The sequence below is a fragment of the Micromonospora sp. CA-111912 genome (genome assembly GCF_050948415.1).
GTDB lineage: Bacteria > Actinomycetota > Actinomycetes > Mycobacteriales > Micromonosporaceae > Micromonospora.
The window spans coordinates 5,681,656-5,707,011 of the sequence record NZ_CP192007.1 but is presented as its reverse complement, the minus strand read 5'-3'; the positions used below and the strand labels follow the sequence as shown (position 1 = coordinate 5,707,011).

The 25,356-nt window shown below is 72.7% G+C and carries 22 protein-coding genes; 16 read left to right on the top strand and 6 right to left on the bottom strand.

Annotated features, from left to right (window positions below; genetic code table 11):
* The 3 genes from ACQPZO_RS23705 to ACQPZO_RS23695 form a co-directional block, all read right to left on the bottom strand.
* Nucleotides 1–762, bottom strand: a complete 762-nt coding sequence (locus ACQPZO_RS23705) for a metal ABC transporter ATP-binding protein (protein WP_433344071.1) — start codon at nucleotides 760–762, stop codon at nucleotides 1–3.
* A complete protein-coding gene (locus ACQPZO_RS23700) occupies nucleotides 759–1,712 on the bottom strand; it encodes a metal ABC transporter substrate-binding protein (protein WP_433344069.1) in 954 nt (317 codons plus the stop codon). The genes ACQPZO_RS23705 and ACQPZO_RS23700 overlap by 4 nt, the downstream gene beginning before the upstream one ends.
* Nucleotides 1,713–1,823: 111 nt before the next feature.
* On the bottom strand, nucleotides 1,824–2,081 hold the full coding sequence (locus ACQPZO_RS23695; protein WP_350887290.1) for a hypothetical protein: 258 nt from the start codon (nucleotides 2,079–2,081) through the stop codon (nucleotides 1,824–1,826).
* Between the two features lie 26 nt (nucleotides 2,082–2,107).
* On the opposite strand from ACQPZO_RS23695, the gene ACQPZO_RS23690 reads away from it, so the two are divergent.
* From ACQPZO_RS23690 to dusB, 4 genes are all read left to right on the top strand, one after another.
* A complete protein-coding gene (locus ACQPZO_RS23690; RefSeq protein ID WP_433344067.1) occupies nucleotides 2,108–2,449 on the top strand; it encodes an antibiotic biosynthesis monooxygenase family protein in 342 nt (113 codons plus the stop codon).
* A gap of 108 nt (nucleotides 2,450–2,557) precedes the next feature.
* Nucleotides 2,558–3,031, top strand: coding sequence for a hypothetical protein (locus ACQPZO_RS23685; RefSeq protein WP_433351190.1), 474 nt, complete (start codon nucleotides 2,558–2,560; stop codon nucleotides 3,029–3,031).
* A 160-nt stretch (nucleotides 3,032–3,191) separates the two neighbouring features.
* Nucleotides 3,192–4,571, top strand: a complete 1,380-nt coding sequence (locus tag ACQPZO_RS23680) for a glycine--tRNA ligase (protein WP_433344066.1) — start codon at nucleotides 3,192–3,194, stop codon at nucleotides 4,569–4,571.
* A 134-nt stretch (nucleotides 4,572–4,705) separates the two neighbouring features.
* Nucleotides 4,706–5,797, top strand: a complete 1,092-nt coding sequence (dusB, locus tag ACQPZO_RS23675; protein ID WP_433351188.1) for a tRNA dihydrouridine synthase DusB — start codon at nucleotides 4,706–4,708, stop codon at nucleotides 5,795–5,797.
* 86 nt (nucleotides 5,798–5,883) lie between these two features.
* On the opposite strand, the gene ACQPZO_RS23670 is transcribed toward dusB, so the two are convergent.
* Entirely contained in the window at nucleotides 5,884–6,540 is a 657-nt protein-coding gene (locus ACQPZO_RS23670) for a C39 family peptidase (RefSeq protein ID WP_433344064.1), read from the bottom strand.
* Nucleotides 6,541–6,978: 438 nt separating this feature from the next.
* Entirely contained in the window at nucleotides 6,979–8,772 is a 1,794-nt protein-coding gene (locus ACQPZO_RS23665) for a family 20 glycosylhydrolase (RefSeq protein ID WP_433351186.1), read from the bottom strand.
* Between the two features lie 369 nt (nucleotides 8,773–9,141).
* On the opposite strand from ACQPZO_RS23665, the gene ppdK reads away from it, so the two are divergent.
* On the top strand, nucleotides 9,142–11,877 hold the full coding sequence (gene ppdK, locus ACQPZO_RS23660) for a pyruvate, phosphate dikinase (RefSeq protein ID WP_433344062.1): 2,736 nt from the start codon (nucleotides 9,142–9,144) through the stop codon (nucleotides 11,875–11,877).
* A 114-nt stretch (nucleotides 11,878–11,991) separates the two neighbouring features.
* Here ppdK and ACQPZO_RS23655 read toward each other — a convergent pair whose 3' ends face one another.
* Nucleotides 11,992–12,492 (bottom strand): roadblock/LC7 domain-containing protein, encoded by a 501-nt coding sequence (locus ACQPZO_RS23655; RefSeq protein WP_433344060.1) that lies wholly within the window; start codon nucleotides 12,490–12,492, stop codon nucleotides 11,992–11,994.
* Between the two features lie 234 nt (nucleotides 12,493–12,726).
* Between ACQPZO_RS23655 and ACQPZO_RS23650 the strand changes: the two genes are divergently transcribed.
* From ACQPZO_RS23650 to ACQPZO_RS23600, 11 genes are all read left to right on the top strand, one after another.
* The gene (locus ACQPZO_RS23650) at nucleotides 12,727–13,077 is read left to right on the top strand and encodes a VOC family protein (RefSeq protein WP_433344059.1); all 351 of its coding nucleotides are present in this window, start codon (nucleotides 12,727–12,729) and stop codon (nucleotides 13,075–13,077) included.
* A gap of 4 nt (nucleotides 13,078–13,081) precedes the next feature.
* On the top strand, nucleotides 13,082–14,341 hold the full coding sequence (locus tag ACQPZO_RS23645) for a deoxyguanosinetriphosphate triphosphohydrolase (protein WP_433344057.1): 1,260 nt from the start codon (nucleotides 13,082–13,084) through the stop codon (nucleotides 14,339–14,341).
* Between the two features lie 79 nt (nucleotides 14,342–14,420).
* Entirely contained in the window at nucleotides 14,421–15,251 is an 831-nt protein-coding gene (locus tag ACQPZO_RS23640; RefSeq protein ID WP_433344055.1) for a siderophore-interacting protein, read from the top strand.
* A 75-nt stretch (nucleotides 15,252–15,326) separates the two neighbouring features.
* Nucleotides 15,327–16,601: a phospholipase D-like domain-containing protein gene (locus ACQPZO_RS23635; protein WP_433344053.1), complete on the top strand. Its 1,275-nt coding sequence runs from the start codon at nucleotides 15,327–15,329 to the stop codon at nucleotides 16,599–16,601.
* A gap of 79 nt (nucleotides 16,602–16,680) precedes the next feature.
* The gene (gene dnaG / locus ACQPZO_RS23630; RefSeq protein WP_433344052.1) at nucleotides 16,681–18,552 is read left to right on the top strand and encodes a DNA primase; all 1,872 of its coding nucleotides are present in this window, start codon (nucleotides 16,681–16,683) and stop codon (nucleotides 18,550–18,552) included.
* Nucleotides 18,552–19,088 carry a hypothetical protein gene (locus ACQPZO_RS23625; protein ID WP_433344051.1) on the top strand — a complete coding sequence of 179 codons (537 nt, stop codon included), beginning with the start codon at nucleotides 18,552–18,554 and terminating at the stop codon, nucleotides 19,086–19,088. The genes dnaG and ACQPZO_RS23625 overlap by 1 nt, the downstream gene beginning before the upstream one ends.
* Nucleotides 19,089–19,210: 122 nt before the next feature.
* Nucleotides 19,211–19,747: a hypothetical protein gene (locus ACQPZO_RS23620; RefSeq protein ID WP_433344050.1), complete on the top strand. Its 537-nt coding sequence runs from the start codon at nucleotides 19,211–19,213 to the stop codon at nucleotides 19,745–19,747.
* A gap of 159 nt (nucleotides 19,748–19,906) precedes the next feature.
* The gene (locus tag ACQPZO_RS23615) at nucleotides 19,907–21,133 is read left to right on the top strand and encodes a YihY/virulence factor BrkB family protein (protein WP_433344048.1); all 1,227 of its coding nucleotides are present in this window, start codon (nucleotides 19,907–19,909) and stop codon (nucleotides 21,131–21,133) included.
* 247 nt (nucleotides 21,134–21,380) lie between these two features.
* On the top strand, nucleotides 21,381–22,559 hold the full coding sequence (locus tag ACQPZO_RS23610; RefSeq protein WP_433344047.1) for an ROK family protein: 1,179 nt from the start codon (nucleotides 21,381–21,383) through the stop codon (nucleotides 22,557–22,559).
* Complete coding sequence (locus ACQPZO_RS23605; protein ID WP_433344045.1) at nucleotides 22,556–24,166, top strand: sugar ABC transporter ATP-binding protein; 1,611 nt, start codon at nucleotides 22,556–22,558, stop codon at nucleotides 24,164–24,166. The genes ACQPZO_RS23610 and ACQPZO_RS23605 overlap by 4 nt, the downstream gene beginning before the upstream one ends.
* On the top strand, nucleotides 24,163–25,296 hold the full coding sequence (locus ACQPZO_RS23600; protein ID WP_433344044.1) for an ABC transporter permease: 1,134 nt from the start codon (nucleotides 24,163–24,165) through the stop codon (nucleotides 25,294–25,296). Before ACQPZO_RS23605 ends, ACQPZO_RS23600 begins: the two co-directional genes overlap by 4 nt.
* The last annotated feature ends 60 nt before the right edge of the window (nucleotides 25,297–25,356 follow it).

Below are 25,356 nucleotides of genomic sequence, written 5' to 3'. Positions count from 1 at the left end.
TCAACTGCTCCACAGCCCAGCGGGCTCGTCGGGTCCGTGCGGGTGCACGTGGTCGTGGTCGGGGTCGGCGTGGTGGCCGGCCGGCTCGGGGACCGCGCCGTCGTGGGCGATCCCGCCGTGGTGCACCACCACGGCCCGGGTGATCAGCGGTCGCAGCGGCCCCAGCTCGTGGGCCACCAGCAGCACCGTCCCGCCGCCGTCGACGAAACCGTGCAGCGCCCCGGCGAACGCCTCCTGGCTGGCGGCGTCGACCCCGGCGGTCGGCTCGTCGAGGACCAGCAGCTCCGGCTCGCCGGCCAGGGCCCGGGCGATCAGGGTGCGCTGCTGCTGGCCGCCGGAGAGGGTGGCCACCGGGTCGCCGGCCCGGTCGGCCAGGCCGACAGCGGCCAGCGCGGCATCGACCGCCGCCCGGTCGGCCCGGCCCGGCGGGCGCAGCACGCCCCGGCGGGCGAGCCGGCCCGAGGCCACCACCTCGCGGACGGTGGCCGGGACGCCGCCGCCGGCGCCGAGGCGCTGCGGGACGTACCCGATCCGCTGCCACTGCCGGAACCGGCGCAGCGGGGCGCCGAAGAGCGCGATCGACCCGGCCTGCAACGGGACCAGCCCGAGCACCGCGCGGATCAGGGTGGACTTGCCGGAGCCGTTGGCGCCGAGCACGGCGACCACCTCGCCGGCGGTGACGGTCAGCGAGACGTCGCGCAGCACCGGGCGGCCGTCGTAGCCGACCGCCCCCCGGGTGACGGTGATGACAGGAGCGTTCACGAGCAGCTCAACGCCGTGCGCAGGGTCGCCAGGTTGGTGCGCATCACCGAAAGGTAGTCCCCGCCGTGATCGGCGGACAGGCCTTCCAGCGGGTCGAGCACCGCGGTCTTCGCCCCCACCTCGCGGGCGATGGTCTCGGCGACCTTCGGGCTGACCAGGGTCTCGAAGAAGATCGTGGTGGCCTGGTGCTCCCGGGCCTCCCGGGCGACCTCGGCGAGGCGCTGCGGGGAGGGCTCGTTCTCCGGGGCCAGCCCGGTGAGGCCGACCTGGTCGAGCCGATAGCGCTCGGTCAGGTAACCGAACGCGGTGTGGCTCACCACGAGCTCGCGGCGTTGGCAGGTCCGCAGCCCGGCGGCGAACTCGGCGTCCAGCGTCTCCAGCTCGGCGCGCAACGCACCCGCCCGGGCGGTGTAGTCGGCGGCGCGGTCCGGGTCGACCCGACCGAGCCGCTCGGCGAGCCGGTCGCCGACGGTGGCCAGCCGGGTCGGGTCGAGCCACAGGTGCGGGTCCTGGCCGCCGCCCTCCTCCCCGCCCCCGTGTCCGGCCTCTTCACCGTGGTGGTCGTGCCCGCCGGCGTTCCCGGCCAGCAGCGGCTGCACCCTGGTGACGTCGAAGGCCCGGTCGCCGCCGTTCTGCTCGACCGCCTCGTCCACCGCGGGCTGGAAGCCCTTGAGGTAGATGATCAGCTCGGCCTGGTTCACCTCGCCGACCTGGCGGGGGGTGAGCTCCAGGTCGTGCGGCTCGGCGCCGGGCTTGGTCAGGTTCGTCACCCGGACCGCGTCGCCCCCGATCCGCTCGGCGACGAACTGGAGCGGGTAGAAGGCGGCGGCCACGTCGACCCGCTGCGGGTCCGCGCCGGCGCCGTCCTCCGCGCAGGCGGTGACGGTGCCGAGGGCTATCAGGGCGGTCGCTGCGGCCAGGGCACGTGCGGTGGAGCGGCGGAGCTTCATGCCCCAACTCTCCGTGACAACGAAATTGATTGTCAAAAACGCATGCTTGCATGCGAGCGGGGTGTCTGATAATGCCCCGTTCGGACGGGCCGGTTCACCGTAGCGCGGTGATCAGAGCAACTTCGTCAGCGCCGCGGTGACCAGCAGGGTGAGCATCACCAGCCGGATCACCCGGGTGGCCGGCGCCTGCACCGCCCAGGTGGTCAGCAGCAGCGCGACCAGGGCGGCGGCGAGGGCCAGCAGCAGCACCCCGCCGACCACGCCCGGGGTGAACAGCGCCACCAGCACCAGCGCCAGCGTGACCAGGAAGATCGTCGTCGGGTTCGCCCGGGCCAACCGGCCCAGCAAGGTGCGCTGCGTACGCTGCATCCCACAGACTCTACGAGGAGGACCCGGTGCTGGTCACCAACCGGTTCGTGGTCGACGAGGACGTCGCACCCACCTTCACCGAACGCGCGCACGCCGCCCTGGCCGCGCTCGCCGCCCGCCCCGGCTACCTGCGCGGGGAACTGCTCCGAGCGTTGGACGACCCGCGCCACTGGTGTCTCGTCACCGAGTGGGAGTCCGTCGGGGCCTACCGGCGGGCACTGGGCGGGTTCGACGTCAAGGTGCACGCCACCCCGCTGCTGGCTGAGTCGCTCGACGAGCCGTCCGCGTACGAGGCGCTGGCCGTCGCGGCCCCCGGCGGGGCGGTCGAGGTGAACCCCAGTGATCGGGCCGCTGCCCCGTACCGCTGAGCCGCCGGGCACTACCCTGCACCTATGACCGCACCCGGACCGGCCGGTCCGCCCTCGTACCCCATGGCGCCCGGCCCGGACGAGCCGCCGCCGCACCTGGAGCCCGGGGTGCCCGCGCCCCCGGCCGGCCCCGGGGTGGCCCCGCCGTTCGTGGCGCCCCCGACCGAGGGGCGCAGCGCCCGGCTGTGGCTCGGCCTCGGGGTCGGGGCGCTGGCCGTGCTGCTCTGCTGCGGCGGGGGCGGGGCGGCCATAGTCGGCCTGGTGATCAGCAACGTGCAGGCGGTGCGGGAGCAGGGCCGCGCGGTGACCGACGACTACTACCAGGGGCTGGTCGAGCGGAAGTACGGCAGGTCGTACGACACGCTCTGCGACGACGCGCAGCGCCGCGAGTCCCGGGCGGAGTTCGAGCGTCGGGCCGCCGCCGAGCCGCAGATCGACTCGTACCGGGTGGGCGAGGTGGACCCCACCACCCTTACCGTCCCGGTCTCCGTCACCTTCAGCGGCGGCAACCGGGGCGACCAGGAGGTCACCCTCGCCGCCGACGGGCAGACCGGAGGCATGGAGGTCTGCGGGGTGAGCTGACCACCCGCCCCGGTGGCCGAACGGAGGCTCGCGGGGGTGGTCGGCCCCGCCCCCGGTATTCTGCTGGGCCCGGGGCCCGTACGGTCGTACCGTTGTCCCCGAACCGACCGATCCATCCACATCTCGCCCCCGCCGACCGCCAGCCGGCGTAGGAGGAAACATGCCAGCCGACCGTATCGACGCCGTCGTCAGCCTCGCCAAGCGCCGGGGCTTCGTCTTCCCCTCCAGTGAGATCTACGGGGGCACCCGGTCGGCGTGGGACTACGGTCCGCTCGGCGTGGAACTGAAGGAGAACGTCCGCCGGCAGTGGTGGAAGACCATGGTCCAGCAGCGCGACGACGTCGTCGGCCTGGACTCCGCGGTCATCCTCTCCCGCAAGGTCTGGGAGGCCAGCGGCCACATCGCCGAGTTCGTCGACCCGCTGACGGAGTGCCAGTCCTGCCACAAGCGGTTCCGGGCCGACCACCTGGAGGAGGCGTACGCCGAGAAGCACGGCAAGCCGCTGGCCTCGCTGTCGGAGCTGAACTGCCCGAACTGCGGCAACAAGGGCACCTTCACCGAGCCGAAGATGTTCAACGGCCTGATGAAGACCTACCTCGGCCCGGTGGAGAGCGACGAGGGCATGCACTACCTGCGCCCGGAGACCGCCCAGGGCATCTTCGTCAACTACAAGAACGTGGAGACGGTCGCCCGCAAGAAGCCGCCGTTCGGCATCGCGCAGACCGGCAAGTCGTTCCGCAACGAGATCACCCCGGGCAACTTCATCTTCCGCACCCGCGAGTTCGAGCAGATGGAGATGGAGTTCTTCGTCGAGCCGGGCTCCGACGAGCAGTGGCACGAGTACTGGCTCTCCGAGCGTTGGAACTGGTACCTCGACCTGGGCCTGTCCGAGGAGAACCTGCGCTTCTACGAGCACCCCAAGGAGAAGCTCTCCCACTACTCGAAGCGCACCGTCGACATCGAGTACCGGTTCCGGTTCGGCGGCAGCGAGTTCGCCGAGTTGGAGGGCATCGCCAACCGCACCGACTTCGACCTGTCCACGCACAGCAAGCACTCCGGCGTCGACCTGTCGTACTTCGACCAGGGCAAGAGCGAGCGCTGGATGCCGTACGTGATCGAGCCGGCCGCCGGCCTCACCCGCGCGGTGCTGGCGTTCCTGCTCGAGGCGTACGACGAGGACGAGGCCCCGAACACCAAGGGTGGCGTGGACAAGCGCACCGTCATGCGCTTCGACCCCCGGCTCGCGCCGGTCAAGGTGGCGGTCCTCCCGCTGTCCCGCAACGAGGCGCTCTCCCCGAAGGCCAAGGGCCTCGCCGCCGACCTGCGCAAGCGCTGGGTGGTCGAGTTCGACGACTCGCAGGCCATCGGCCGCCGGTACCGCCGCCAGGACGAGATCGGCACCCCGTTCTGCGTGACGGTCGACTTCGACACCCTCGACGACGACGCGGTGACCGTGCGGAACCGGGACACCATGGCCCAGGAGCGGGTCTCCCTGGACCAGGTCGAGCGTTACCTGATCGAGCGCCTCCCCGGCTGCTGAGCACCGTTCACGGGGCCCCGACCAGCACGGTCGGGGCCCCGTACACTTGTCCGGTGACTGCCCCGAGCCTGCCCGCGCTGCGTCCGTTGACCCTCGGGCGGCACCAGGTGTGGCCGCCGGTGGTGCTCGCGCCGATGGCCGGGATCACCAACGTCGGGTTCCGCCGGCTCTGCCGGGAGCAGGGCGGCGGCATCTACGTCTGCGAGATGATCACCACGATCGCGCTGGTCCAGCGGAACCCGAAGACCCTGCGCATGATCGCCTTCGGCGACGACGAGCGGCCCCGCAGCCTCCAGCTCTACGGCACCGACCCGGAGATCACCGCCGCCGCCGTGCGGATCGTGGTGGAGCGCAACCTCGCCGACCACATCGACCTGAACTTCGGCTGCCCGGTCCCCAAGGTCACCCGCAGGGGCGGCGGGTCGGCCCTGCCCTGGCGGCGTCGGCTCTTCGCCCGGCTGGTGAAGGCCGCGGTGGACGCCGCGTCGCCCGCCGGGGTGCCGGTCACCGTGAAGATGCGCAAGGGCATCGACGACGACCACCTGACGTACGTCGAGGCGGGGCTCGCCGCCCAGGACGCCGGAGTCGTGGCGGTCGCCCTGCACGGGCGTACGGCCGCCCAGCGCTACTCGGGCACCGCCGACTGGGACGCGATCGCCACCCTCAAGCAGGCCCTCGACGTGCCGGTGCTCGGTAACGGCGATATCTGGGAGGCCGACGACGCGCTGCGGATGGTCGCCCACACCGGGGTCGACGGGGTGGTGATCGGCCGTGGCTGCCTCGGCCGGCCGTGGCTCTTCGCCGATCTGGAGGCCGCGTTCGACGGGCGGCCGGAGCGGCGGCTGCCCACCCTCGGAGAGGTGGCGGTGACCATGCGCCGGCACGCCGAGCTGTTGGTCGACCAGTTCGTGGCGGGGGCGCGGAACCCGGCCAGGGGCGAGCGGGACGGCTGCACAGACTTCCGCAAGCACGTCGCCTGGTACCTCAAGGGCTTCCCGGTCGGCAGCGAGCTGCGCCGCTCCCTCGCCATGATCGACAGCCTGGCCCAGCTCGACGACCTGCTCGGCAAGCTCGACCCGGCGGAGCCGTTCCCGGTGGCGACGCTCGGCCAGCCGCGTGGCCGGACGAACTCCCCGGGCAAGGTCTACCTCCCCGAGGGCTGGCTGGCCAGTCGGGACGACGACACCGTGCCCGAGGGCGCGGAACTGGCCGACTCCGGCGGCTGACGCCGACGCCTGTCCTCCACCACCACCGCCACGGCCAAAAGGGCCGACCCCGTGGTGGGGTCGGCCCTTGTCGTTTGCGGGTTGGGTCAGGAGGTGGCGTAGCCGCGGGTGGCGATCCAGTCGGCCAGGTTGTCGACCGTGATGTCGTAGCTGGCCTGGGCGGGGTTCGCGGAGTCGGCGATCTTCACCGTCCGGCCGTCGTCGCGGTAACCCACGACGCTGATGTAGTGGCCGCCCTCGAAGGAGTGCACGACGCCGTCGGTGTCCGTGGCGGTGCCGGCGATGTTGGCCACCACAGCCCGGCCGCTGTCGACGGTGCGGACGACGTCGGCGCGCAGCTTGTCGGTCTGCCCATCATCAGCCTTACCGGTGGTGATCTCGACGCTGCGGTACGCGTCGCCCTTACCGGTCTCCTTGTTCAGGACAGGTGTGATGTCGTTGATCGAGTCGGTGCCGTCCTCGGTCGTGCCCATCTCCTCGGCCATGGCATCCACGCTGATGGCCTTGCCCTGCACCGACAACGCATTACGGGCAGCGGCCGGCCCACAGAAGTAGAAGTTCGGCTGCGCCTCGTACCGCACCTCGAGCTGCCGCTCACCGGCCGGCTTACGGTCGGCCTGCACCGACACAGCCTTCTCGGCGGGGGTCGCCTGCGCGGCGATGGCGGGAGCGGCGATACCACCAGCGGTGGCAGCCAGAACACCAGCGGAAAGAGCGGTCCTACGGATCAGATCGGTACGCATGATGGCGTGCTCCTCTGGTCGGGGGACACGCGGCAACAGCCGCCCAAGGGCGACATGCAACCGCGAAAAAGGGGGAAATCAGATCGGGAAGGACAACCACGGCGGCTCGGGGGAACTGACCTGCTCGCGTTGTCCGGAGAGTGTAACCATCCCGGCCGGCCCCGCATTCCGCACACGGCCCCGGTCCCGAGAGCTGCCCCGGGCCGGTCCCGCCCGGGTGAACCATGTACAACGCCCCCGACCCCCCACCGATTCCACCACCACAGTGACCCCGATCACCGGATACCCCACCCCAAACCACCCACCACCCCGCCGATCAAGAGGTACACGTCAACCGGACGGCACACACCCGACACAAACCTCTTGATCAACCGGGTGGGACCGGGGCGTGGTCCGTCAAAGCGGTGAATCCCGACACAAACCTCTTGATCGACGCGGTCAGGCCGGGGCGTGGTTCGTGTCCGTCTGGGCTGTGGTGGGTCCGGGCGTGCTGTCCGGGCGGGCCTGGGTGGGGAGGCGGGGTGCGCCGTGGGGCTCCGCCGGCCAGGGGATCTCCGGGGCGCGGTGGAAGGTGATGCCCGCGATGCTCCAGCGCGGGCCGTGGCCGGCGAGGCGATCGCGGAAGGCGGACCAGTCGTGCGTACGCCGGGGCGACCAGGCCAGCTCCGCCACGGCGGGGAGCCGGGGCAGCAGCATGAACTCGACCTCGGCCAGCGAGGTGACGAACTCGGTCCAGAGCGGGGCCTCCACACCGAGCACCGCCTCGGCCGGCACGCCGTCCAGGTGTGTCCCCGGGTCCCAGTCGTACGCGCGGGCCACGTCGATCAGCCCGGCCCAGTCGTGCCCGATCGGGGTGTCCGGGGCGTACCTCATGTCGAGGTAGGCGTGGTTGGCGGGGGAGAGGATCAGCCGGGCGCCGCGCCGGGCGGCCTCGGCGGCCACGGGGTCGTTCCCCTGCGTGCCCCACCACTGGAGGATCCGCCCCTCGGCGTGCCCGGCCGGGGCGATCTGGTGCCAGCCGACCACGGTCTTCCCGGTGTCGGCGACGATGCCCTGCACGCGCTCCACGAAGCGGGCGTACACGTCGGGTGGGACCTTGAACGTCTCGTCCCCGCCGATGTGCAGGTACGGCCCGGGGGTATGGGCGGCGACCTCGCGGAGCACGTCGGCGACGAAGGCGTACGTGCGCTCGTCGGCTGGGTCGAGGTAGCTGAAGCCGACCGCGGTGCCGGTGTACGGCGGCGGCGCGACCCCCTCGGGTGCCAGCTCCGGGTACGCGGTCAGCGCCGCGTTGGTGTGGCCGGGCAGGTCGATCTCCGGGACGACCGTGACGTGGCGGCGGACGGCGTACCGGACGATGCGCCGGTAGTCGGCCGCGGTGTAGCAGCCGCCGGGGCCCCCGCCGACCTCAGTCGCCCCGCCGACGGTGGCCAGCCGGGGCCGGGCATCGACGGCGATCCGCCAGCCCTGGTCGTCGGTCAGGTGCAGGTGCAGGTGGTTGAGCTTGTACCGGGCCAGGTGGTCGACGACCCGCAGCACGTCGGCGACGGCGAAGAAGTGCCGGGCGACGTCGAGCATCGCGCCCCGGTACGGGAACCTGGGCCGGTCGACGATCGTTCCGCCGGGCAGCGTCCAGCGTTCGGTCACCGGGGTGGGGCTCTCGATTGTGGCCGGCAGGAGCTGGCGCAGGGTCTGTACGCCGTGGAACAGGCCGGCCGGGGTGGCGGCGGTGAGCCGTACCCCGTCGGACCGGACGTCGAGTCGGTACCCCTCCGCGCCGAGGGCTGCGGCCCCGGCAGCGCCGGCTTCGGCGGTCGGCCCGGCAGCGGTCGGCCCGGCAGTGGCTGGCCCAGCAGTGTCCGGCCCGGTGGCTGGCCCGGCGGTGTCGGGTGCGTCGGTCGGTGCCGTGGCGTAGTAACCGGCACCGGACAGCGTGAGGGTCAGGCCGCCGGCCGGGTCCGCGACGGTGTCGGCGACCGGGACCGGGTAGCCGGTGGCCGGGCGGAGCAGGGCGGCGAGCTGCTCGGCGACGTCCCGGGCGGCCGGGTCCGGGTCGACCCGCACGACCGCGTCGGCCGGGAGCGTGAAGTCGGCCGCCGGGTGGGGCTCGACCCGTTCCGGCGCGGGCACCACGTCGCCCAGCCGGACCGGGGCCGGCGGCGCGAGCCGGTCGCCGGCCGCCCGGGCGGCGGCCCGGGCCAGCTCGCCGGCGGCCAGCTGGCGACCGGCCAGGTCGGTCGGGGCAAGCGGGTCGGGGCCGGTCTCGGGGGCGCGGGGCGGGACGGGTGGCACGGCGTCGACTCCCGGGTGTATTTGCGAGTGATATGGCAAAGGTGAGGTTCGACAGAACCCGCGTCAAGAGTACGAGAGGAGTGGGAAATTGCGTGATAGTGCGCGTGGAAGCGGTCCCAAAAGCCGGTACGGACACGCATAGTCGGGAAGGCTGTGCCGATTGTCACCGAACGGGCCCAGGTCAGGCGATATTCGCTTAACCTTCGCCCACCGATCGGCGACGACATCGGATTGCCGGTGGCCGGCCCCGGGGTATTGAGGATCTGAACCTTCGTTAAGTGTCAGTCCCGGCGCACGTGGGAGGCTCTGGTGGCAGCGCAAGAGATGGTCGATCGCAAGTACGTCTACGACTTCTCCGAGGGCAACAAGGAGCTCAAGGAGCTTCTCGGTGGCAAGGGGGCCAACCTCGCCGAGATGACGAACCTCGGCCTGCCCGTGCCCCCCGGCTTCACGATCAGCACCGAGGCCTGCAAGGCGTACCTCGCGACCGGCCGGGAGCCGGACGGGCTGGCCGGCCAGATCGAGGCGCACCTGGAGTCGCTGGAGCGCGGGATGGGCCGGCGGCTCGGCGACCCCGACGACCCGCTGCTGGTCTCCGTCCGCTCCGGCGCCAAGTTCTCCATGCCGGGCATGATGGAAACCGTCCTCAATGTCGGCCTCAACGACCGCAGCGTCGTCGGGCTCAGCGCCCAGGCGGGCGGCGGGGAGGGCCAGGCCACCTCCGGTGGCGCGAACCGGTTCGCCTGGGACTCCTACCGCCGGCTGATCCAGATGTTCGGCAAGACCGTGTGCGAGGTGCCGGGCGAGGAGTTCGAGCAGGCCCTCGACGACGTCAAGCGCGCCCGGGGCACGCAGAACGACCTCGATCTGGACGCGGACGACCTGCGCGGGCTCGTCGACGCGTACAAGAAGATCTTCGCCAAGCACACCGGGCGGGAGTTCCCGCAGGAGCCGCGCGAGCAGCTCGACCTGGCCATCCGCGCGGTCTTCGAGTCGTGGAACGCCGAGCGCGCGGTGCTCTACCGTCGCCAGGAGCGCATCCCGGCCGACCTCGGCACCGCGGTCAACGTGGTGGCCATGGTCTTCGGCAACCTCGGCCCGGACTCGGGCACCGGCGTCGCGTTCACCCGCGACCCGGCCAGCGGCGCGCAGGGCATCTACGGCGACTACCTGGCCAACGCCCAGGGCGAGGACGTGGTCGCCGGAATCCGCAACACCGTGCCGTTGCAGGAGCTCGAGCGGCTGGACAAGAAGTCCTACGACGAGCTGCTCGGCATCATGGCCCGGCTGGAGGAGCACTACCGGGACCTGTGCGACATCGAGTTCACCATCGAGCGCGGCAAGCTGTGGATGCTCCAGACCCGGGTCGGTAAGCGCACCGCCGCGGCGGCGTTCGTCATCGCCGGGCAGCTCGTCGACGAAGGGCTGATCGACCTGGACGAGGCGCTGCACCGGGTCAACGGCGCGCAGCTCGCCCAGCTCATGTTTCCCCGGTTCCAGCTCGACCACGAGTTCGAGCCGGTGGCCAAGGGCATCGGCGCGTCGCCGGGCGCGGCGTCCGGCAAGGTGGTCTTCACCTCTGCCCGGGCGGTCGAGCTGGCCGGCGCGGGGGAGGCGGTGATCCTGGTCCGCCGGGAGACCAACCCCGACGACCTGAACGGCATGATCGCCTCCCAGGGCATCCTCACCTCGCGGGGCGGCAAGACCAGCCACGCCGCCGTGGTGGCCCGGGGGATGGGCAAGACCTGCGTCTCCGGCGCCGACGAGATCGACGTCAACGTGCCGGCGAGGACATTCACCGTCAGCGGGCACACCGTTTCCGAGGGTGATGTCGTTTCCATCGACGGCACCACCGGCAAGGTGTACCTCGGCGAGGTGCCGGTCATGCCGTCCGAGGTGGTGCAGTACTTCGAGGGCAGCCTCGACCCGGAACACATCGACAACGCGCTGGTCCGGGCCGTACACCGGATCATGACGCACGCCGACGGGCGGCGGCGGCTGGCGGTGCGGACGAACGCCGACACTGCCGCGGACGCCGCCCGGGCCCGGCGCTTCGGCGCGCAGGGCATCGGGCTGTGCCGCACCGAGCACATGTTCCTCGGCGACCGGCGGGAGCTGGTCGAGCGGCTGATCCTGGCCCGCACCGACACCGAGCGGCAGGACGCGCTGGCCGCGCTGCTGCCCTTGCAGCGCGACGACTTCGTGGAGATCTTCCGCGAGATGGACGGGCTGCCGGTCACCGTCCGGCTGATCGACCCGCCGCTGCACGAGTTCCTGCCCCCGCTGGAGCAGCTCGCCGTGGACGTCGCCGTCGCCCAGGAACGCGGCGAGGACGTCGCCAAGGAGGAGGCGCTGCTCGCCGCCGTCCGGCGGATGCACGAGGAGAATCCCATGCTGGGGCTGCGTGGGGTCCGGCTCGGCCTGGTCATCCCCGGCCTGTTCGCCATGCAGGTCCGGGCGATCACGGAGGCCGCGGTCCGGGTCACCCGCGAGGGCCGGGTGGCCTGCCCGGAGATCATGGTGCCGCTGGTCGGCGCGGTCCAGGAGCTGGAGACGGTACGCGCCGAGGCCGAGAAGATCATCGCCGAGGTGGTCGGGGACAGCGGGGTCGAGGTGCTGATCGGCACGATGATCGAGGTGCCCCGGGCGGCGCTGACCGCCGGCCAGATCGCCGAGGCGGCGCAGTTCTTCTCCTTCGGCACCAACGACCTGACCCAGATGGGTTGGGGCTTCTCCCGCGACGACGTCGAGGGCGCATTCTTCTGGCGCTACCTGGAGCTGGGCATCTTCGGCATCTCTCCGTTCGAGTCGATCGACCGCGACGGCGTCGGCCGGCTGGTGCGGATCGCCGCCGAGGAGGGCCGGGCCGCCCGGCCGGGGCTGAAGCTCGGGGTCTGCGGCGAGCACGGCGGCGACCCGGAGTCGGTCCACTTCTTCCACGAGGTGGGGCTGGACTACGTCTCCTGCTCGCCGTTCCGGGTCCCGGTGGCCCGGCTCGAGGCGGGTCGCGCCGTGGTGGAGAGCAACGGCTCCGACAGCCGTTGACGACCGGCGTCGACCGACCGGCGTCGATTGACCCGCGCCGCCGCCCGCGGCGTCGGCCGATCGGCGCCGGTCCCGGTGGGTGAGCCGCACGCACCCCCACCGGGACCGACGGGCTCAGATCGGTGGGCGCCGCCAGCCGGTGACGCGGGACGCGTTGGGGGCCCGGCCGGGCAGCGTCGCCATCGGGGTCCGCACGGCCAGCGGCGCGTGCGGGTCCGGCACCGGGCCGGGGACGACCGCCGTGCGCTGCCGGTCGAAGACGGAACCCGCCCGGTCGGCCACCTCCCGAGCCTCCGTGTGCAGCGTCTCCAGGTCGGTGCCGCCTGAGGTGACCAGGGTGAGCAGGGCGTGCCGGCCGGCCGGATAGGTCACCACGCAACCCCGGGCGGTGCGTACCACCGATTCCTGGAACTCGCCGTGCCGCACCGTGTCGGCGACCCGGTTGCCGAGGCCGAAGCTGGCCGCGGCCAGGGCCGCCAGGTGGGTGGCGTCGGTCGTCGGCAGGTCGCTGGAGATGAGCAGGCCGTCAGTGCCGGCGAGCACCGTGCCGGCGACCTCCGGCCGGCGTCGGCGCAGCCCCCACAACTCCGTTCCCAGCACCGCGTCAGCGTCCACGAGCGTCACTTCCCGTCGTGCATTCAGATGTGCGGATCTTCGGTAACGTTCTGCTCCGGAAACGCTACCCGCCGCCATGGCGGCCCGCGACCCCCGCGACGGTCGGCGATCGGTCGACAACTCTCGACTGATCGGCTGTTGCAAAATCCTCACCTTGCCCGCTGAGCCGAGCGGGCCGCTCCGGCGTAACCTGAGCGCGCGAGTGTGTCGTATCGCCGGTGGAGGGTGGACCGTATGGCCAGCGTCTGGGAAAGCTTGACCGTCGACGCGCGGGATCCGGCCCGGCTCGCCCGTTGGTGGGCCGAGGTCCTGGGCTACCAGGTGGTCAACGACCAGCCCGACGAGGTGGAGATCCGGCAGTCCGCCGACCAACTCCCCGGCATCGTCTTCCTGCCGGTCCCCGACGACCGCCAGGTCAAGAACCGGCTGCACCTCGACCTGCGCCCGGCCGACCAGGAGGCCGAGGTCGAGCGGCTGGTCGACATGGGCGCCCGGCACGTCGACGTCGGCCAGGGCGACGTCGGCTGGACGGTGCTGGCCGACCCGGAGGGCAACGAGTTCTGCGTGCTGCGGCAGCGCGGGTAGTGGAGTGAGCGATCGGCACGAGGGCGTCCCCGGCGGCGAGCCGGCCGACTCCGCGCGCTGGGTCGCCGAGCCGCCCAAGGACGCCGCGCACGGCCGCTCACCGTACGAGCGGGACCGGGCCCGGGTGCTGCACTCGGCGGCGTTCCGCCGGCTCGCCGCGAAGACCCAGGTGCACGTGGCCGGCACCGACGACTTCCTGCGTACCCGGCTGACCCACTCGCTGGAGGTGGCGCAGATCGCCCGGGAGATGGGCGCCCGGCTCGGCTGCGACCCCGACGTGGTGGACACCGCCGGGCTGGCTCACGACCTCGGGCACCCGCCTTTCGGGCACAACGGCGAGGCGGAGCTGGACCGGCTCGCCGCGGCCTGCGGCGGCTTCGAGGGCAACGCCCAGACGCTGCGGGTGCTCACCCGGCTGGAGGCCAAGGTGCTCGGCCCCGACGGGCGTTCCGTCGGGCTCAACCTGACCCGGGCGTCGCTCGACGCCACCGGCAAGTACCCCTGGCCGCGCCGCCCGGGCGAGCGCAAGTTCGGGGTGTACGCCGACGACCGGCCGGTCTTCGACTGGCTGCGCGCCGGTGCCCCGGCCGGCGGGCGGCGCTGCCTGGAGGCGCAGGTGATGGACTGGGCCGACGACGTGGCCTACTCGGTGCACGACGTCGAGGACGGCATCCACGGCGGGTACGTCGCCCTGCGCTCGCTGCTCGCCGACCCCGACGAGCGGGCCGCGCTCTGCGCCGATGTGGCCACCGCCTACTCGGGGGAGTCCCCGGCCGATCTGGGTGAGGTGCTGGTCGAGCTGCTCGCCGACCCGGTGCTCGCCCCGCTCCTCGGGTACGACGGCAGCCACCGCGCCCAGGCCGCGCTGAAGGCCACCACCAGCGTGCTGACGGGCCGCTTCGTCTCGACCGTGCTGGCCGCCACCGGGGAGCGCCGCGGCCCCGGCCCGCTGCGCCGGTACGACGCCGACCTGGTGGTGCCGCGCCTGGTCCGGGCGCAGTGCGCGCTGCTCAAGGGAATCGCACTGCGCTATGTGATGCGCCGGCCTGGGTCCCAGTGCCGGTACGAGCGGCAGCGGCAGATCCTCGCCGAGCTGGTCGCCGCCCTGACCCACCGGGCGCCGGAGGCGCTCGACCAGGTCTTCGCCCCGTTGTGGCGGGCCGCCCCGGACGACGGCGCCCGGCTGCGCGTGGTGATCGACCAGGTCGCCTCGCTCACCGACCCGGCCGCGCTGGCCTGGCACGAGCGGCTGCTCGCCGACTGAGCCGCCGGCCGCCCGGGTTGGCCGACGGGCCCGAGCTGCCAGTAGGAGGCCGGGGCTTACTTAGGCTAGCCTAAGCAGCATGACGGAGCGCGCGAAGATGGTCACCGCTGCCCGGGTCCTGCGGACCGAGCGGCCCACCCCGCACCTGGTCCGGCTGGTGCTCGGCGGCGAGGAGCTGACCGGCCTGCCGGTGGGCGAGTACACCGACCACTACGTCAAGCTGGTCTTCCCGCCACCCGGGGTGACCTACCCGGAGCCGGTCGACCTCGCCGCCATCCGCCGGGACCTGCCTTCGCAGCAGTGGCCCCGGCTGCGGGCGTACACCCTACGGGCCTGGGACCCGGTGGCCGGCGAGCTGACCATCGACATCGTGCACCACGGCGACGTGGGGGTGGGCGGTCCGTGGGCGGCCCGGCTGCGCCCCGGCGACCCGGTGCTGTTCACCGGCCCCGGCGGGGCGTACGCGCCGAGCCCGGAGGCCGACTGGCACCTGCTGGTGGGTGACGAGAGCGCCCTTCCGGCGATCGCCGCCGCCCTGGCCCGGCTGCCGCTCGACGCCCCGGCGAAGGTCTTCGTCGAGGTGGCCGACGCCGCCGACGAGCAGCCGCTGCCCAGCCCGGGCGCGGTGGAGCTGACCTGGCTGCACCGGGGCGATCGGCCGGTCGGCGAGGCGCTGGTGGCGGCCGTGACGGCGCTGGACTTCCCGCCCGGCGACGTGCACGCCTTCGTGCACGGCGAGGCGACCTTCGTCCGCGAGCTACGCCGGCTGCTGCGCGTCGAGCACGCCGTGCCCCGGGAGCGGCTGTCGATCTCCGGCTACTGGCGGCGCGGCATGGACGACGAGGGCTGGCGCTCGACGAAGGCCGACTGGAACCGCCAAACGGAGGCGGAGGAGGCCACCGTCGCCTGACCGACCCGCTCCCGCTGATCAATCGGGCCCCGGCCGGGCTTGTTTCATTCGCCGTCATGACATAGACACACGAACATGAGATACCGCTACCGGGGGGCCGGGCTGCTGGCCCTCGCCGCCCTCGCTGCCCTCGCCGTGGCGCCCGCTCCCGCCGCCGCCAGCCCTTCCCCGGCCGCCGCCCCGTCGGCCGGAGTGGCTCGCGACCTCGCCGGCGAGGCGGCGCCGCTGGCCGCGTTCGACGCGTACACCGTGTTCAACGTGCCGGCCGACGACGGCACCCGGGACCGCAGCATCGAGGACGAGATCGTCCGGCTGGCCGACGGCGCGCCGGCCGGGGGATACATCCGGGGGGCGATGTTCAGCTGGACCTCGCCGGTGGTCGCCGAGGCGCTGAAGCGGGCGGCGGCCCGGGGCGTGGTGGTCCGGCTGGCGGTCGACCGGGAGGGCGACGGCAACGTCAACCTCGACCCGGCCAACGCGGCCGTCTCGACCCTGCGCGGGGCCGGCCTGGACGACCTGGTCTTCTGCGGCACCTCGTCGGCGGCGGTGGCCGGGTCGAGCGCGTGCGTCGCCAACCACGCCAACTCGATCAACCACAACAAGTTCTTCACCTTCTCCACGTCCGGGACGATGAAGCGGGTGGTCCTGGTCTCCTCGCAGAACCTGACGTTCTCGCAGAACAACCTGTTCAACAACGCCGTGGTCGTGCACGGCGACTACGACCTGTACGACCACTTCACCCGCTACTTCAACGAGCTGCGCGCCGAGCGGAAGAACAACAACTTCTTCTCCGCCGCCGACGGGTACTACAAGTCGCCCACCACGGCGGTGACCGTCTACCACTCGCCGCGGGCCGTCGGCGACACGGTCGACAACGTGCTGAGCTACGTCACCACGTACGAGAGCGGGTGCGCGATCGACGTGGCCCAGGCGATGTTCACCGACGCCCGCCCCGCGGTCGCCAGCGAGTTGCTGCGCATCGCCCGGCTCGGCTGCAAGGTCCGGGTGGTCTACGGCGAGATGGGCGACCAGGTGTATGGCATCCTGCGCAGCTCGGCGAACGTGTCCTTGAAGAAGTACTGGGACGCCGAGACGGGCAACGTCGACGGCCGGACGGTCACCGTGCACTCGAAGTACCTGGTGGTGAAGGGCAACTACAACGGCGCGTCGGGGCGGACCATCGTCTTCACCGGCTCGCACAACCTGACCGGCCCGTCGCTCGTGAACCACGACGAGACGTTCCTCAAGATCGAACACTCGACGGTCTCGGCCGGCTACCGGGCCAACTTCACCACCCTCTGGGGCCGGGCGAAGTGCGTCAACCCCGACAACGGGAGCTGCATCTACTGACCGGGTGACTACTCCGGCGCCACCCGGAGCGGACGTCGTCGTCGGCGCAGGGCAGGATGTGGGGCCGAGGGGGTGGCGGATGGCTGGGCGGATCCGGGACGAGGACATCGCGCTGGTCCGGGAACGCACCTCGATCGCGGAGGTCATCTCGGACACGGTGACCCTCAAATCGGCCGGCGGCGGCAACCTCAAGGGGCTCTGCCCGTTCCACGACGAGAAGAGCCCCTCGTTCAACGTCTCGCCCGCCCGCAACGTCTGGTACTGCTTCGGCTGCGGGGCCGGCGGCGACGCGATCAAGTTCCTGATGGACGCCGAGCACCTCAGCTTCGTCGAGTCCGTCGAGCGGCTCGGCGCCCGCGCCGGCATCCAGCTCCGCTACGTCGAGAACGACCAGACCACCCCGCGCGCCCGCCCGCAGCAGGGGCAGCGGCAGCGCCTGGTGGCCGCCCACGCCGCCGCCGTCGAGTTCTACCGAGCCCAGCTCGGCACCGCCGGCGCCCGTGCGGCCCGGGAGTTTCTGGCGCAGCGCGGCTTCGACCGGGCCGCCGCCGAGCGGTACGGCTGTGGCTTCGCCCCGGACGCCTGGGATCTGCTCACCAAGCACCTGCGCCAGCAGGGCTTCAGCCACGACGAGCTGGTCACCGCCGGGCTGTCGCGTCCGTCGCGGTCCGGCACGCTGATCGACCGGTTCCGCCGTCGGCTGATGTGGCCGATCCGGGAGATCACCGGCGACGTGATCGGCTTCGGGGCCCGAAAGCTGTTCGACGACGACGACGGCCCGAAGTACCTGAACACCCCCGAGACGCCGATCTACAAGAAGTCGCACGTGCTCTACGGCATCGACCAGGCCAAGCGGGAGATCGCCAAACAGGGCAAGGTGGTCGTCGTCGAGGGCTACACCGACGTGATGGCCTGCCACCTAGCCGGCGTGCCGACGGCCGTGGCGACCTGCGGCACCGCGTTCGGCTCGGACCACATCGGGGTGCTGCGCCGGCTGCTGCTGGACACCGACGACGTGGCCGGCGAGGTCATCTTCACCTTCGACGGGGACGCCGCCGGGCAGAAGGCCGCGCTGCGCGCCTTCGAGGACGACCAGCGCTTCGTCGGGCGTACCTTCATCGCGGTCAGCCCCGACAACATGGACCCCTGCGATCTGCGCCTGGCCAAGGGCGACCTGGCGGTCCGCGACCTGGTCGCCCGCCGCGAGCCGCTGGTCGACTTCGCGCTCCGGCACCTGATCAACCGGTACGACCTGGACACCGTCGACGGCCGGGTCGAGGCGATGCGCCGGGCCGCCCCCCTGGTGGCGAAGCTCAAGGACCGGGAGAAGCGCCCCGAGTACGTGCGCAAGCTCGCCGGTGACCTCGGCATGGAGATCGAGCCGGTGCAGCGGGCCGTGCTCGCCGCCGCCTCGGGTCAGCCCGCCGGGCAGGCGTCGCCACCCCAGGCCCGCGGGGCCCGGGGCGTGCCCGCCGTGGACAGCCCGCTGTCGCTGGTCGAGCGGGAGGCGCTGAAGCTCGCCGTCCAGGAGCCGGTGCTGGCCGGCCCGATGTTCGACACGGTCGAGGCGTCGGAGTACCGCCACCCGCTGCACGTGGCCGTGCGGGAGGCCGTCGCGGCGGCCGGCGGTGCCGCCGGTGCCACCGGCGGGGCCGTCTGGGTCGAGGCCGTCCGCGACGCGTGCGCCGACCTTGCCTCCCAGGCCCTGGTCGGCGAGCTGGCCGTCGAGCCGCTGCGGATCGACGGCGAGCCCGACCCGCGGTACGTCTCGGTGACCATGGCACGGTTGCAGTGGGGCTCGGTGACCGGCCGGATCAAGGACCTCAAGTCCAAGATCCAGCGGATCAACCCGGTCAGCGACAAGGACGAGTACTTCGCGCTGTTCGGGGAGCTGCTCTCGTTGGAGCAGCACGCCCGGGCGCTGCGCGAGCAGGCTGCGGGAGGGCTCTGATGGGACTGTTCAACCGTAGGCCGAAGCTGCCCCCGGCGGCCCGCCCGCCGCTGGTCGACGACGAGCGGGTGCTCGCCTGGGCGGCGGTCGGCGACGGCGAGGGCGACGGCGTGGTGGTCGCCAGCAACCTCGGGCTCTGGCTCCCGGGGCGGGGCCACCGGCTGGGCTGGCACGACATCCTCAAGGCCGGCTGGTCGGGCCGGGAGTTGACCGTCACGTCCGCCGAGCGGGTCGCCGAGCGGGACGGCTACCTGGTGGTGGCCGACTGCCCGGCCGAGACGTACCTGCTGCTCGACCCGGGGGAGCTGCCGCACCAGGTGCGCGCGCGGGTGACCAACTCGGTCGCGTACACCGAGCAGCACCCGGTGCCCGGCGGCTCCGGCCGGATCGCCGCCCGCCGGGTGCCCGGCGTGGACGGCCTGACCTGGACGGTCCGCTACGACCCCGGCACCCCGGCCGACGACGAGCCGGTGGTCGCCGAGACCGACCGCCTGGTCGCCGCCGCCCGCGCCGCCACCAGCCCCACCAACCTCTAGCTGCCCCGCCCCGCCCTGCCCCGTCGGGTTCATGATCGTCTGTCGTTGAGCGAGAACCGGCACGGCGTGTCGTGTCGGTTTTCAACAGACGATCATGGCGCTACCGAGAAACGAGCCCCCTCGTGCTCACTGTCCCCCGGCGCCAGGCCGGACTCACCGCCCTCTACCTCGGCGTCTTCGCGACGATCTGGTTCAGCGTGCCGGCAGCCGGCCAGCCACTGCGAACGCTGCTGATCGTCGCGAGCGTGGCCGCCCTGGGCACGGCGGTGGTCGGCGCCGTGGTCGCCGTGCGCAGCCGCCCCGAGGCGGGTGCCGTCGGGGACCGGGCGTCGGACCGCCGGTACCTGCTGATCGTGGTGGCCGAGTTCGCCGCGGCGGGGCTCGGCGCGGCGCTGCTGGCGGTGCTCGGGCGCTCGGCGTACGCCCCGGTGCTGGTCTGCGCCGTCGTCGGCGCCCACTTCTTCCCACTCACCCCGCTGCTGCGCGACCCCCGGCTGCGGCTGCTCGGCGTCGCGATGTGCCTGGTCGCGCTCGCCGGCCTGGTCACCGGGCTCGCCTCGGCCGTGGCGCCGGGCCTGGTCGTCGGCGTCGGCGCCGGACTGCTGCTCTGGGCGTACGCGGTGTGGACGCTGGCCACCGTGCCCCGGTCGGCCGGCTGACGCCGTCCTGGGCGCTGAACGTGGCGTACCTGTCGGCGGCGACCGTGCCGGGGCTGGTGGTGGCGGCCCGCCGGATGGAACGGCTGCTCCACCGTCAGCGGTTAGTGGCCTCCTTCCCGGGGCATGTCCGAGTGGACACCGCGACCATGAGGAGGGGCGATGGCCTCCGACGAGACTTCCGTCCGCGCCGGACGCGACCGGGACGGCGCCCGCACCGCGGGCGCGGCCCGGCCGGGCGCCGACAGCCGGATCGACGCTGATCAGGCGGGGAACGGCCGCAACCAGGACCGGCAGGACGCGGCCCGGGATCGGCGGGACGCGGACCGGGACCGAAGCGGCTCGGGCCGGGACCACAGCGGCTCGGACCGGGACCAGCGGGACGCCGACCGCGACCGGCGCGGCTCGGTCCGGGACCGGCCGGTCGGTCCGGACGAGGGGCCGGACAGCCCGACGGAGCTGTCGGGCACCGGCTGGCTGGCGACGCTGAAGCGCACCGTGCGGGAGTTCCAGGACGACAGCCTGACCGACTGGGCGGCGGCGTTGACCTACTACGGGGTGCTGTCGATCTTCCCCGGCGTGCTGGTGCTCATCTCGATCCTCGGCCTGCTCGGACCGAGCGCCACCGAGGGGGTCAGGGACACCGTCAACCAGGCGGTGCCGGAGGGCAACATCCGGCAGATCATCTCGGCCGCGATCGACCAGGCGTCCGGTGCCGGTGGGCTGGCCAGCGTCGCCGCCATCATCGGTCTGCTCGCCGCATTCTGGTCCGCCTCCGGGTACGTCGCCGCGTTCATGCGCGCCTCCAACAGCATCTACGACGTCCCGGAGGGGCGGCCGATCTGGAAGACCCTGCCGATCCGGGTCGGGGTGACCGCCGTGATCGGCGTCCTGCTGCTGGCCAGCGCGGTGATCGTGGTCTTCACCGGCCGGCTCGCCGAGGAGGCGGGCAGCGCCATCGGGATCGGCTCCACCGCGGTGACGGTGTGGAACATCGTGAAGTGGCCGGTGCTGCTGGTGCTGGTCAGCCTGATGTTCGCGATCCTCTACTGGGCGTCGCCGAACGCCCGGCACGGCGGGTTCCGCTGGGTCAGCCCCGGCGGGGTGCTGGCCGTGCTGATCTGGCTGCTGGTCTCCGGGCTGTTCGCCCTGTACGTCGGCAACTTCGGCTCGTACAACAAGACGTACGGGGCGCTGGCCGGTGTGATCATCTTCCTGGTCTGGTTGTGGCTGAGCAACATCGCGATCCTGCTGGGCGCGGAGTTCGACGCGGAGTTGGAGCGCAGCCGGGCGATCGCCGCCGGGCACCCGGCCGAGGTCGAGCCGTACGTCGAGCTGCGCGACGACCGCAAGTTGAAGAAGAAGCGCAACTCCGCCGCCGGACGCTGAGGTCCCCCTCCCACCAGGGCCGTCGCCCGCCGCATCGGAGCCCGCCGCCCCGTCTCGCCCCGCGAGGCGGGGCGGCTGCGTGAACCCGTCGGCCTGCCCAGATCAACTGCCGGCTTTTGTTCGAACGGACAAAAGTTGGAGCCAGGCTGGCCGAAGCTATGGACAGGCGGTACGGAAGCCTCCTACTGTGTCGGACACAACACATCGGCGTACTTGCCGATCTGAATCGAGGTGGAGGTGAGTGCCGGTGCGGACGGTGGAGCCCCTGCACCTGCGGCTGTTGCGGTTGCTCCGCGACGAGGGGGCGGTGTCCCGGGCGGAGCTCGGGGACCGGTTGCAGATGCCGCGTCCCCGGTTGCTCGCCGAGCTGGAACGGCTCGTCGGCCTCGGCTACGTCGCCGAGGCCGGTCTCGCGGCCTCCCGGGGTGGGCGTCGGTCCACGCTGGTGGAGTTGCACCCCGAACTGCGCTTCGCGGCGGTCGACCTCGGGGCCAGCTCGATCGACGTCGAGGTGGTCAACGGCAGGCTGGAGACGGTCGCCGCGTACGCGGAGCCGGCCGACATCCGCAGAGGCCCCAAGGTGATCCTGCACCGGGTCAACGAGCTGCTGCACAAGGCGCGGGTCGACGGGGCGTACGACCGGTTGCACGCGGTCGGCGTCGGGGTGCCCGGGCCGGTGAGCTTCCGCGACGGGGTGCCGGTCTCGCCGCCGATCATGCCCGGCTGGGACCGGTTCCCGGTCCGTGAGCTGCTGACCCGCGAGCACGGCTGCCCGGCGGTGGTCGACAACGACGTCAACATCATGGCGATCGGCGAGCGGCACGGCGGGGTCGCCCACTCGGTGGACGACTTCCTGTTCATCAAGATCGGCACCGGCATAGGGTGCGGGATCTACCTCGGCGGTGGCGTCTACCGGGGCACCGACGGCTGCGCCGGCGACATCGGGCACATCCAGGTCGACCCGCACGGTCCGATGTGTTCCTGCGGCAACGCCGGCTGCCTGGAGGCGCTGTTCAGCGGCGCCGCGCTGGCCCGGGAGGCGAACGTCGCCGCCCGCAGCGGGGCGTCCCCGGCCCTGGCCGACCGGCTCGCCAACCGGGGCGTGGTCACCGCCCGGGACGTCGCCGAGGGTGCCGTCGAGGGGGACGTGGCCTGCATCCAGCTCATCCGCGAAGGCGGCCGGCGGGTCGGCGGCGTGCTGGCCGGCCTGGTCAGCTTCACCAACCCGTCGATGATCGTGATCGGTGGCGGGCTGGCCCAGCTCGGCCACATCCTGCTCGCCGAGATCCGCAGCGTGGTGTACCGCCGCTCGCTGCCGCTGGCCACCGGCAACCTGCCGGTCGTCCTGTCGGAGCTGGGCCCGCGTGCCGGGGTGGCCGGCGCGGCCGTGCTCGCCAGCGACGTGGCCTTCGGAGAGGCGTCATGACCACGCCCGCCGACGCCGCCGGCCCGGAGGGCCCGCTGGTCGAGGCACCCGCCGGCCCGCTGGTCGAGGGGCCCGCCGACGCCGTGCCCGGCGAGGTGGTGCTGCGCCTCACCGACGTGGTGAAGACCTTCCCGGGCGTACGGGCGCTGGACGGGGTGCAGTTGGAGGTGCGGGCCGGCGAGGTGCACTGCCTGCTCGGGCAGAACGGGGCCGGCAAGTCCACCCTGATCAAGGTCCTCGCCGGGGTGCACCGCCCCGACTCCGGCCAGGTCGAGTGGCGCGGGCAGCCCGCCGAGTTCGCCAACCCGCAGGCCGCCATGCGCGCCGGCATCGCCACCATCTACCAGGAGCTCGACCTCGTCGAGGACCTGTCGGTGGCGGAGAACGCCTTCCTCGGCCACGAGCCGCGCCGGGCGGGCTTCGTCCGCCGGAGTCGGATGGCCCGCCGGACCCGGGAGATCCTCGGCCGGCTCGGCCACGGCGAGATCCCGCCGGGGCGGATGGTCCGGGCGCTGCCGGCGGCCGGCAAGCAGATCGTCAGCATGGCCCGCGCGCTGTCCCACGAGGCCCGGCTGATCATCATGGACGAGCCGAGCGCGGTGCTGGCCCACGACGAGGTGGGCAACCTGTTCCGGATCATCCGGGAGCTGACCGCGCAGGGCATCGCGGTCATCTACATCTCCCACCGGATGGAGGAGATCCGGGAGATCGGCGACCGGGTCACCGTACTCAAGGACGGCCGGACCACCGCGGCGAACCTGCCGGCGCGCGATACCCCGACCCGCGACCTGGTCGCCCGGATGACCGGCCGCACCATCGAGTACGTCTTCCCGGACCGCCCGGCCGCCTCCGGGGCGGGCGCGGAGCTGCTCCGGGTCGACGGCCTGACCCGGTCCGGCGAGTTCGCCGACGTCTCGCTCAGCGTGCGGGCCGGCGAGATCGTCGGCATCGCCGGGCTGGTCGGCTCCGGCCGGTCCGAGCTGCTGGAGACCATCTACGGGGCGCGTCGCGCGCACGCCGGGACGGTCCGGATGGGCGGGCGCGAGCTGCGCCCGGGCAGCGTCGGCGCGGCGGTACGGGCCGGCATGGGAATGGCACCCGAGGAACGCAAGAGCCAGGCGTTGCTGCTCGGCGAGCCGATCTACCGCAACGTCACCCTGGCCACCTTCGGCCGGTACGCCCGCCTCGGCTTCACGAACGAAGGGCGGGAACGGGCCGAGGCGGACCGGATCGCGGACTCCCTGGAGTTGCGTCCCCGCGACGTGCGCCGGCCGGTGCGCACCCTGTCCGGGGGCAACCAGCAGAAGGTGGTGGTCGGGCGCTGGCTGCTCGGTGACACCCGGCTGCTGCTGCTCGACGAGCCCACCCGCGGGGTGGACGTCGGCGCCCGCGCCGAGCTTTACCAGGTGATCCGGGGGTTGGCCGCCCGGGGCGTCGGGGTCCTGCTGGTCTCCAGCGAGGTGCCCGAGGTGCTGGGCCTGGCCGACCGGGTGCTGGTGCTGCGGGAGGGCCGGACGGTGCGCGAGGCGCCCGCCGACGAACTGGACGAGAACACGGTGCTCGACCTCGTCATGGCGGGGTCCCTGATGGAAGGCGCACCCGCATGAGCGACAGCGCACCCACCGCCACACCGGACCGGCCGGGGGCGCTGCCGGCCCAGTCCCCGCCGGTGGACCCGGCCGTGACCGGGGCGGTCGGCAAGGGGCCCGGCCACGGATCCGGCGGAGCCGGCCGGCTCTCCTGGTGGCGCGGCGACGGCGGCGAGGGCGCCCGGCGCAACCTGGCCCTGATCGGGGTCCTGGTGGTGCTGATCCTGATCGGCATCGCCACCCGGCCCGACCTGTACGGCGACTCCGGCTGGGTGTGGAACAACATCCTCACCATCCTCAAGCTCGCCTCGGTGGTCGGCGTGGTCACCGTCGGCATGACCTTCGTGATCATCGGCGGCGGCATCGACCTGTCGGTCGGCGCGATCGTGGCGCTCGCCGGCGTCTGGTCCACCACGCTCGCCACCCAGAGCTACGGCGCGGGCGGCATGATCTTCACCGCGCTCCTCGTGGGGCTGTGCGTGGGTCTGGTCAACGGCCTGCTCATCTCGTACGGGAAGCTGGTGCCGTTCATCGCGACGCTGGCCATGATGGTGGCCGCCCGAGGGCTGGCCGCCCAGATCTCCGGCAAGCAGACCCAGGTGTCGGACAACGCGACGATCAACGGTATCGCCAGCACCGACCTGCTCGGCATCCCGCTGCTGGTCTACATCCTCGCCGCCGTGGTGGTCGCCGGCTGGGTGCTGCTGAACCGGACGACGTTCGGCCGGCGCACCGTCGCCGTCGGCGGAAACCCGGAGGCCGCCCGGCTCGCCGGCATCAACGTCCGGTGGCACACCGTGCTGCTCTACGCGCTCTCCGGCCTCTGCTGCGGGATCGCCGCGGTCATGCTGACCGCGCAGGCCACCTCCGCCCAGGCGGCGATGGCGAACCTCTACGAACTGGACGCGATCGCCGCCGCGATCATCGGCGGCACGCTGCTCAGCGGCGGGCGGGGCACGATCGTCGGCTCTCTGCTCGGGGTGATCATCTTCTCCACGATCACCAACCTGTTCGCCATCAACGGCCTCTCCACCGAGGCCCAGAACATGGTCAAGGGCGGCATCATCGTCGCCGCCGTCCTGGTCCAGCAGTTCCAGTTCCGCAGCCTCACCCAGTTCCTGAGCCGCAACCGGCTCACCACCGGCTGATCCAACGACCGGTCACCACCACCGGATTCCATCCCGCACCACAGCGGTCGCCGTCGCACC